Source organism: Streptomyces sp. NPDC006384 (genome assembly GCF_042870695.1).
Lineage (GTDB): Bacteria > Actinomycetota > Actinomycetes > Streptomycetales > Streptomycetaceae > Streptomyces.
Genome location: NZ_JBIAHR010000052.1, coordinates 1 through 7,614, shown reverse-complemented (window position 1 = coordinate 7,614; position 7,614 = coordinate 1). Strand labels below are relative to the sequence as shown.

At 70.3% G+C, this 7,614-nt stretch carries 4 protein-coding genes; 2 read left to right on the top strand and 2 right to left on the bottom strand.

All coding sequences use genetic code 11. The features are described 5' to 3' along the window. Positions 1 to 249 precede the first annotated feature (249 nt). Positions 250 to 1,050, top strand: coding sequence for a GNAT family N-acetyltransferase (locus ACFYOJ_RS36115; RefSeq protein ID WP_356557842.1), 801 nt, complete (start codon positions 250 to 252; stop codon positions 1,048 to 1,050). A gap of 74 nt (positions 1,051 to 1,124) precedes the next feature. Here the strand turns inward: ACFYOJ_RS36115 and ACFYOJ_RS36110 are convergent, their stop codons facing one another. Then, positions 1,125 to 1,499, bottom strand: a complete 375-nt coding sequence (locus ACFYOJ_RS36110) for a hypothetical protein (protein WP_356557843.1) — start codon at positions 1,497 to 1,499, stop codon at positions 1,125 to 1,127. Between the two features lie 1,371 nt (positions 1,500 to 2,870). Here ACFYOJ_RS36110 and mobF point away from each other — a divergent pair. Beyond that, entirely contained in the window at positions 2,871 to 4,307 is a 1,437-nt protein-coding gene (gene mobF / locus ACFYOJ_RS36105) for a MobF family relaxase (RefSeq protein WP_356557845.1), read from the top strand. Between the two features lie 98 nt (positions 4,308 to 4,405). Here the strand turns inward: mobF and ACFYOJ_RS36100 are convergent, their stop codons facing one another. Continuing rightward, on the bottom strand, positions 4,406 to 7,033 hold the full coding sequence (locus ACFYOJ_RS36100; RefSeq protein ID WP_356557847.1) for a DEAD/DEAH box helicase family protein: 2,628 nt from the start codon (positions 7,031 to 7,033) through the stop codon (positions 4,406 to 4,408). Positions 7,034 to 7,614 lie beyond the last annotated feature (581 nt).

Sequence of the window (7,614 nt, the reverse complement as noted above, 5' to 3'; positions counted from 1 at the left end):
CGGCTGGGCGGCCTGCTTCCCCTCGTCACCCGCCACCACCTCAACGTCGCCCTTCAGTGTGAACGCAGCGCACGGCAGGGTCAGGCCCGGCCGGTTCCCGCCGCCCACCGATGAACGCGAGCCGGCCATGCGCCCGGGCGGCCGGGAAGCTCGTCCCCACTGGAAGGCCCGGAACCGACTTCCCTCCCGGCCGAGCACCGTGGTGCGGAGCCGGCCCGGGGCGGCACCCTCGCCTGCGAGGCTGAGCGCATGAACCCCCTCGACGTCGCCCTGGACAGCATCTGGCCCGCTGAACTGCGTACCGACCGGCTGCTCCTGCGACCGGTCACGCCCCAGGATGCCGACGTCGTCCGCGAGCTGCTGACCGACGAAAGGGTCCGCGCCTACCTGGGCGGCCCTGCCTCCCCCGAGCGCGTCGCCGCCTGCCAGGCCGCGTACCCGCACACGCCCGGTGCCTGGGCCATCGTCCGAGTCGCCGACGGCCGAGCGGTCGGACTGGTGGGCATCGGCGCCGACCCGCGGTGCGAAGGCCGGGCCGAGGTCTCCTACCAGCTGCTGCCCTCCGCCTGGGGCGGCGGCCTGGGACGGGAGGCGGTCGGCGCCGTCGTCCGCTGGTGGACAGCGACGGTACCCGACGGCGGTCCGGTCGTCGCTGTCACCCAGGCGGCTAACGCCCGCTCCCGCGGTCTGCTGGAGTCGCTCGGCATGATCCTCATCGACGAGCTCGACGAGCACGGATCTCGGCAGTGCGTCTATACCCCCGGTGGAGATCAGGAAGACTCCGACCTGCGCTGGCTCCGCCTGACCGCCTCACACCTGGACGAGGTCGAGCGCCGCCGTGGCGCGCAGGCCCGCGCCACCGCCGCAGGACAGCGCCTTCCGGAGGACCTCACCATCCTCACTGCCGAAGCAGTGTCCCTGCTCTGCCCCGCTCGCCACGGGACATACGGCCGGATCTGCGCCCGCGAGGCCGGGCACGTGCCAGCCCTCCATCTCGGCCGGGCGTCCGACGGTGGCTGGATCGCCTGGCTGGAGGACTTCCCCGTATGACGCCCCGCGCGGTCCGTGTCGCGGCGGGCGCGCACCACCAGGTGCCTGGACACGTCACCGCAGCCGGGTCACCGTCACCACCTGGCGCGTGGTACCCGCCAGGATGCCAGCCACCGGCCCTCCAGCCGCCATACGTCAGCCAGCTCCAGCCACGCCGGATGCCACATGTTGAACAAGGCCTCCTCAAGTGGTGGCAGACCGGCCACGGGCGGCTGTGAGGGCAGCGGCCGTACGGGATACGGGCTGCGCCAGAGTGTGCGAGCTGGGCACCCGTTGATGGCGACGTCCACGTGGGAGACGAACCGGTTCAAGGGCACCGTGCCCCAGGAGGAGTCGGCCATCCACTCCTCGACCAGAGCCGTCCCACCGATGGCCCAAGGCACCCCGGCCGCATCCGGGGGCACTGCGTCGGCCGCGCGGCTGCGCTCGTCCGGTCCGTCTTCGCTCACCGCGAGACTTCCAGCCCCAGAGCACGGGCGCACGCCGGGCAGGTCACAGGGGCAGTACCGGTCAACCAGTGGTTCTGGGCATCGGCGTCCAGGTAGTAGTCGCAAGCGGTGACGGACGCGTCAGCCGGGCGGTGTTCTGCGGCAGGAGACCAGTCGAAGAGCACATCGCCCGCCGGGACGGGTGCTGCGGGCACCTCGCTCGGTTCAGGGGGCGCGGCGGCACGGGCTGCATGAACGTTGCGGCCGCCGAAGAGGCGCACACGACGTGGATGAGACGCAGAGGCGGCGGCTGCTCGTCCGGGGGTGGATGCGACGAGGTAGTACCCGACCCTGCGCGGTGTTCCACGCAGGGTCGTGAGAGAGGCGTGCAACTGGCTGATCTCGATGCGGCGCGGGTTGACCTCCCTACCGTCGCTGAGGACGGTGACAATGTCCGCCTTGTGCCATCCCGGTGCCGGGTCCTCCAGGACTCGGATCCGCCGTGCGGGGGTTGTTCTGCCGCGGTTCACTGGCGGGGAGCAAGACAGGTACTCCTGGCCTGCTCGGACTCTGAGTTCCGTCGGCATCTCCTGTACTCCCTGCTCCGATGCGCGAGCTCCTGGGAAGCCCCGCTCCAACATTCGACCAGCAGACAAGGATCATTCAAGGCCTTTCCCCGGGCCGGGAGGGCAGGCCCCCGCAACACCGGCGGATGGGCGACCGCTGCGCGCCGAGCTGCTACCGCAGCGAGGGCCCACCGTGGTGGTCAGGTCGGGGTGAGACCGACCAACCGCCACGCCTCCTCGGCTGACGGGCTGATGGCATGGGCGGACTCGGCCCTCATGCCCGGGTTCTAGGGACGCCAGTCGGCCCCGACGTGATCGGTCCCGCCGCGGTCTTCCGCGCCGCTTCCTGAAGCCGGCCCGCCCGCGGGCAGGGCCGGCGGCGGCAGGCGGGCAGGGCAGGCGGGCGCGCGGCATGGCGGCCGGGGTCCCGCCGTAGCGGGCAGCCCGGCGGGCGGAGGGATGTCGAGCGGCCTGGGCGCGGGCGAGGGATGGGTAAAGGGGAAGGACCGGCATATAGCCGGCCCCTGGTCACCCTTCACTGATTGCTGAAGCAGTCAGTTGGGCGGGTCTCGCGAACCCGTCCACTGGAGTCCGGCCTTGCCGAGCCTGGCTCCGTTCAGCACTGTAGCGCGCTCTCCGCGGACGCACAGGCAGTTCACGGCAGACGGGAGGCGAGGCGGACCCTCGCTGGCGGGGAAGCCGACCTGCCGCGCGCCAGCCCGCCTGGTGGGCGGCACGGCAAATATTTGGCAATACGCGCCCGCCCTGCGGGATGCCCGGGCGTCTGCTCTTCGGGGCATGGACGAGGTGGTGTCTTCTGGGCGCCATGCTGGACATCAAGAGGGTGGGGCCGGTCTCCTGGCGCCGGTATCTCGATCGGGCGGGACACGAAGAGGCAGGGGTGCGGTCCGGCCTCTGGGTGGGCCGGGGACTTGCCGCCATGGGCCTTCATCCTGGCAGTGCCGTGACCGAGCGGCAGGCAGAGCTGCTCTTCGGCAAGGGCATACATCCGAAGGCGGATCAGATCGAGGCAACGCTCACGCAGGCCGGGCAGAACACGGAGACGGTCCGGCAGGCGACGCTGTTGGGCCGGCCGGTCAACCATATTGCCCGGCCGCTTCTCGCCGTCGCACTGGAGTTCCGTGGTTCGCCGACGGTCCATCTGCTGTGGGCCCTCGGTGATGCGCAGACCCGTGCCACCATCGAGGACGCCCAGACCATCGCCCGTGACCGGACGATCGCCTGGATCGAAGAGGCGGTGGCACAGGTGCGGTGGGGGGACGGAGGCCGGCACAGGGCTGCAGCGGATGCTTTGGTGGTGGCCGTGTTCCGGCAGTTCGACAACGTCCAGGGCGCACCGCTGCTCACCGATCACGCGCTGGTGTCCGTCAAGGTCCGGCGTCCCGACGGGAAGTGGGGAAACCTTCATACCGCGGAGCTGTTCCGATACGCGGTCGCGGCCGGGACACTCTTCTCTCTGCTGCTCATGGAAGAGATCACCGAGCGGCTCAAGGTCACCTGGGAACCTCGGGAGGTCACGGCGGGCTCACGCCCCGTGTGGGAGATCGCCGGCATCCCGCAGGAACTCATCTCATGGAAGTCCAGCCGTCGTCAGGAGATCGCCGATTACACCGACGGGCTCATCACCTGGTATGAGGCCAAGCATGGCCATCCCCCGGGCGAGCGCGCCCGCCACGCGCTGGCTCGCTGGGCGACCGAAGACACCGGGCCCGACAAACACACCCCGCTCCCCTTGCCGGTGCTGCGCCAACACTGGCGCCGGTCAGCGGCCGCCATTCTGGGATCCGAGAACCTGCTTCGACTGGCCCAAGACGCTGCTGAGAAGACGGGCAGGCCGGTGCGGCCGCAAATCGACGTCGGCCTGGCGGCCGTCGAGATTACCGCGATCGTCGCCACGATGCGCGGCAGCTTCAGCCGCCAGCACCTCCTGGCCGAGGCCCGCCGCTACCTTGCCGCAACCCTGCGCGGCCACCGCCACACACTGGGCACGGACGAGGACATCACGGCAGAGGCACTGGCCCGATACTGCGCTCCGGCAGGCACGGCGGCGGGTACCTGGGTCGCCGACTGGTCTGCCCTCTACCCGGACCAGAGCGACGGCAGCTCACAAGCCCCGCAGCACTGGCCGGCATCCTCCAGCCGCTATCAGCGGGCCCAGATCACCGCGCGGATCCGAACGGACAGGTTGCGCACCGTCCGTCGCCGGCCGTTGCCGCCCGTCACAGCAACCTCGGACAGCTGAGCCGGGCGGCCGAAGGTAGCGCACTAAGCGACCTGACCTGGGGATACGAAGAGATCAAAGTGCACCCTTACAAACTCTTACAGCTCGGGGCTGAGGGATCAGCCGGATGCTCCTCCCGGATCCGCTGTATCTGCCCACGGCAGGCCGAGACCTGCGAACAGGGCCTGCAGCTCCGGCGGGTAGCTGGCGTACCTCTCACGCGCGGCATATAGCCGCTTCCTGAGCTGCACCTCACGCCCACCCACCTGCGGCCGGTAGCCGGCCGCCACCCGGATCTGTCCCGCCTCGTCGACTAGAGGCCCGGCCTCGGCGATGTGCCGCTGCGCGGCGATCACGATCTCCATGAGCCGCTCCTTGCGGCCACGCCGCGCCTGGGGCACCGCCGAGGTCAGCCGCGCGTCTCCCACCGCCGGCCCCATCCGCAGCCTGCCCAGCTCCACCCGCTGCTCCTCGTGCAGTTCCCTCCACCGCACGTGCTGCTCGCACAGCCACTTCCCGAGGTCTTCACCGCGGTAGACCCGGCTCCCGTGCAGGAGCTCGGCCCGCGTCCCGCCCTCGTGCTTGAACCGCTCAAGGCGTACGAGCTGGCGGTGCCAGGCGGCTGTCCACGGCCTGCTCTCGGGGACCCTCCACGCCCAGGAGGCAGGCCGCGGCATCCCCTCAGCGGCCGGAAGCCCCCCGATCTTGTCGAGCTCCGGGTCCTCGACGCCCGGCCGACGCCGTTCAGCCAGCAGCGCCCCGATGGCCACCTCCTCACCGTCGACGTCCACGGTTTCGTCCCGGCGAGGCAGCAGGTGCCCATGTTCCTCAACGTAGGCCCGGGCGGCGGCCAGCAGCAGACCCCGCCCTTCCGCGCGCGGCTGCCACACGAAGCCCTTCTCCGCCAGGAACTGCACCAGGTCGGGGTGGACGCGCGGCCCGCGCCGCATCCACTCAGCCCTTGCCGCCTCGGCATCGCCCAACTCCTCAGCCAAGCGCGCCAGGTCATCCCTGTCCGCGCGCGCCTTACGCCGCAGCTTGTCCAGCTCCACCCCGAGCTGGACACCGTCCTCCTCCCAATCGGCCGGCACCTTCAGCGTTCCGTGCTTGGCCTGGTAGGCAGTCGCGGCCTGCATCACGCGCTCGATGTCCCAGCTCGCCGGATCACTCACCACGCTGATCCTCAGCCAGTCCACCACCGCCCGCATCGAACGCTGCCGGGTCAGCGTCAGCATCTGCGCCAACTCCCGCGCACGCTCCTCGCGCCGCTGCCGCTCCTCGGCGTCCGTGAGGACCGAGTGCGGCGAGCGGCTGGTCGACTCGATGGAGGCCGCCCCACCATCGGGCTCGTAGGACTCCACCGCCCGCAGCATGTTCGTCACCGGGTCCCAGTCGGCCGTCTTCACCTCCTCGTCCGCCGGCCCTTCCAGATGCAGCACCGGCACGATGATCGACGCCGTCTTGTCTGGATTGTCCCGGTCAAAGCGGAGCGCCCGACCGGCGATCTGCAGCAGCTCATGCTGCGCCCGGCGGGGCTCGACCAGGGCGACCGCGTCCACCGCCGGAACGTCGATGCCTTCGTTGAGCACGCGCACCGAGCACACGACGACGAGATCCACTTCATTGCCGTCCAGATCGGTGCCGGCCGCCAGCGCCTCGAGCACCTTCGCCCGCTCGCTGGCCGGCACCTCCTCGTGCAGAGCCACGGCGAACACCCTGCGAGGGGCCGTCGTGCCCTGGTCGTGCAGGAGCCGCGACTGCTCCGGCATCGCCTCGGCTGCCGCGATCGCCCCCGCCACCGTGCGGTGGTAGGTGAGCATTCGGCGGCACCCGAACTTCCCGGCCGCCCGCAGCGTCGCCCCCACCGCCGACGCCAGGAGCTCCGCCTGCACCATCTCGTCGCCGCGTCCCTGGTCCGCGACCAAGTCCCGCAGCCGCGCCTCGTCGACTTCCGCGACAACCACCTGGCTCCGGGCCAGCTTGCCCCGGCGCTGCGCCTCGCTCAGCCCCATCCGGTAGGCCACGGGCCCGTGCAGCTTCTCCGACATCCGCACCGGCGGCGTACTGATCTGCCGCCCCCGCGCGTCCCGAGTCACCGCCCCGATCAGCCGCGGCGTCGCGGTCATCGCCAACTGGTGCACAGCAGGCACCAGACGATGCGAGTTGATCCGCCCCCACTGCTTCGAAGTCTCCGTATGGTGCGCCTCATCCAGCACCTTCAGATCCCACGGCGGCAACGCTGCGAGCCCGTCCCGATCCTCGCGCAACTTGTGCGCCGCGATGATCGCCTCCACGCTCGCGTACGTCGTCAACACCGTGTACGGCTCACCAGCCGCACGAAATCGGTGCACGAGCTGAGCCAGCACACGAGGACTGGTGGTCACCCGCACCCCCGCGTGCTCCATCCCCACCAGCCCCGCATCACGGTCCGCGTACACGGCCACCACAGGCCCGCTACGCCCCGCCGCCCTGGCGACCCAGTACGTCTGCTCCAGCAACCCGCGGGTGGGAACCGCGAACAACATCCCACCCTGCTGCGCCACCCGATCACCGACCATGAACCCGATCCGGGTCTTACCCAGCCCAGGGGCCAGATGGATCTGCGCAGCATGCCGCTTGCGACGCGACCCAGGCTTGGGCGTGTACGCCTTCATGACCGCCTCAACCGCCTCAGACTGATGGTCGTACAGCCACGCCCAGTCAGCACCCAGTACCGCGCCCAGTCCGGGCAGGGCGCCGCTCAGCACGGCCTGTCCTCGTCGGCCGGCCGTGCCTGGGTCTGTTTGTTGCGCATCGTCGTTCCCTCCCAGGCCCACCTTGAATCACCGACCCAGGCCATGTGACCAAGGTCAGAACCCGAGGGCTTGAGGCTTGTAGGGGTGGGGGCCGATTTTGCCGATCCCCCCTGTCTGTAATTCTGTGACAAGGCTAGCGGGTCGAGGTAGGGTGACACCACCCAGTCCGTCCCAGTCCACCCGAACGAGACCGGCCGGCGCTCGCAACGCGAGAGCCACCCCCACCCTCCTAGCCAGCTTCACCGGAGGCCACGGAGTGGACTCTGGTGCCAGACCTCAGCAACCAACCATCCTTTAGCCGCTGAACTTTCCTGTTTACCTGTGGGTTTGAGCGCTCCTCAGATACCCTCGACTACACGAGGAGAGAGGGCTGGACCACGGAGTGGGCCGGCACTCTCACCGCCACTGAGAGGAGACAGTGCGACCTAGCCACCTCAGGGCCACGGAGTGGACCTGAGTCTGGACTCCGTCGGAGTCCAATGCCCAGCGGGCCGTAGGTCCGCCGCGTCGTTCCTCCGGAGGAGGACGCGCGC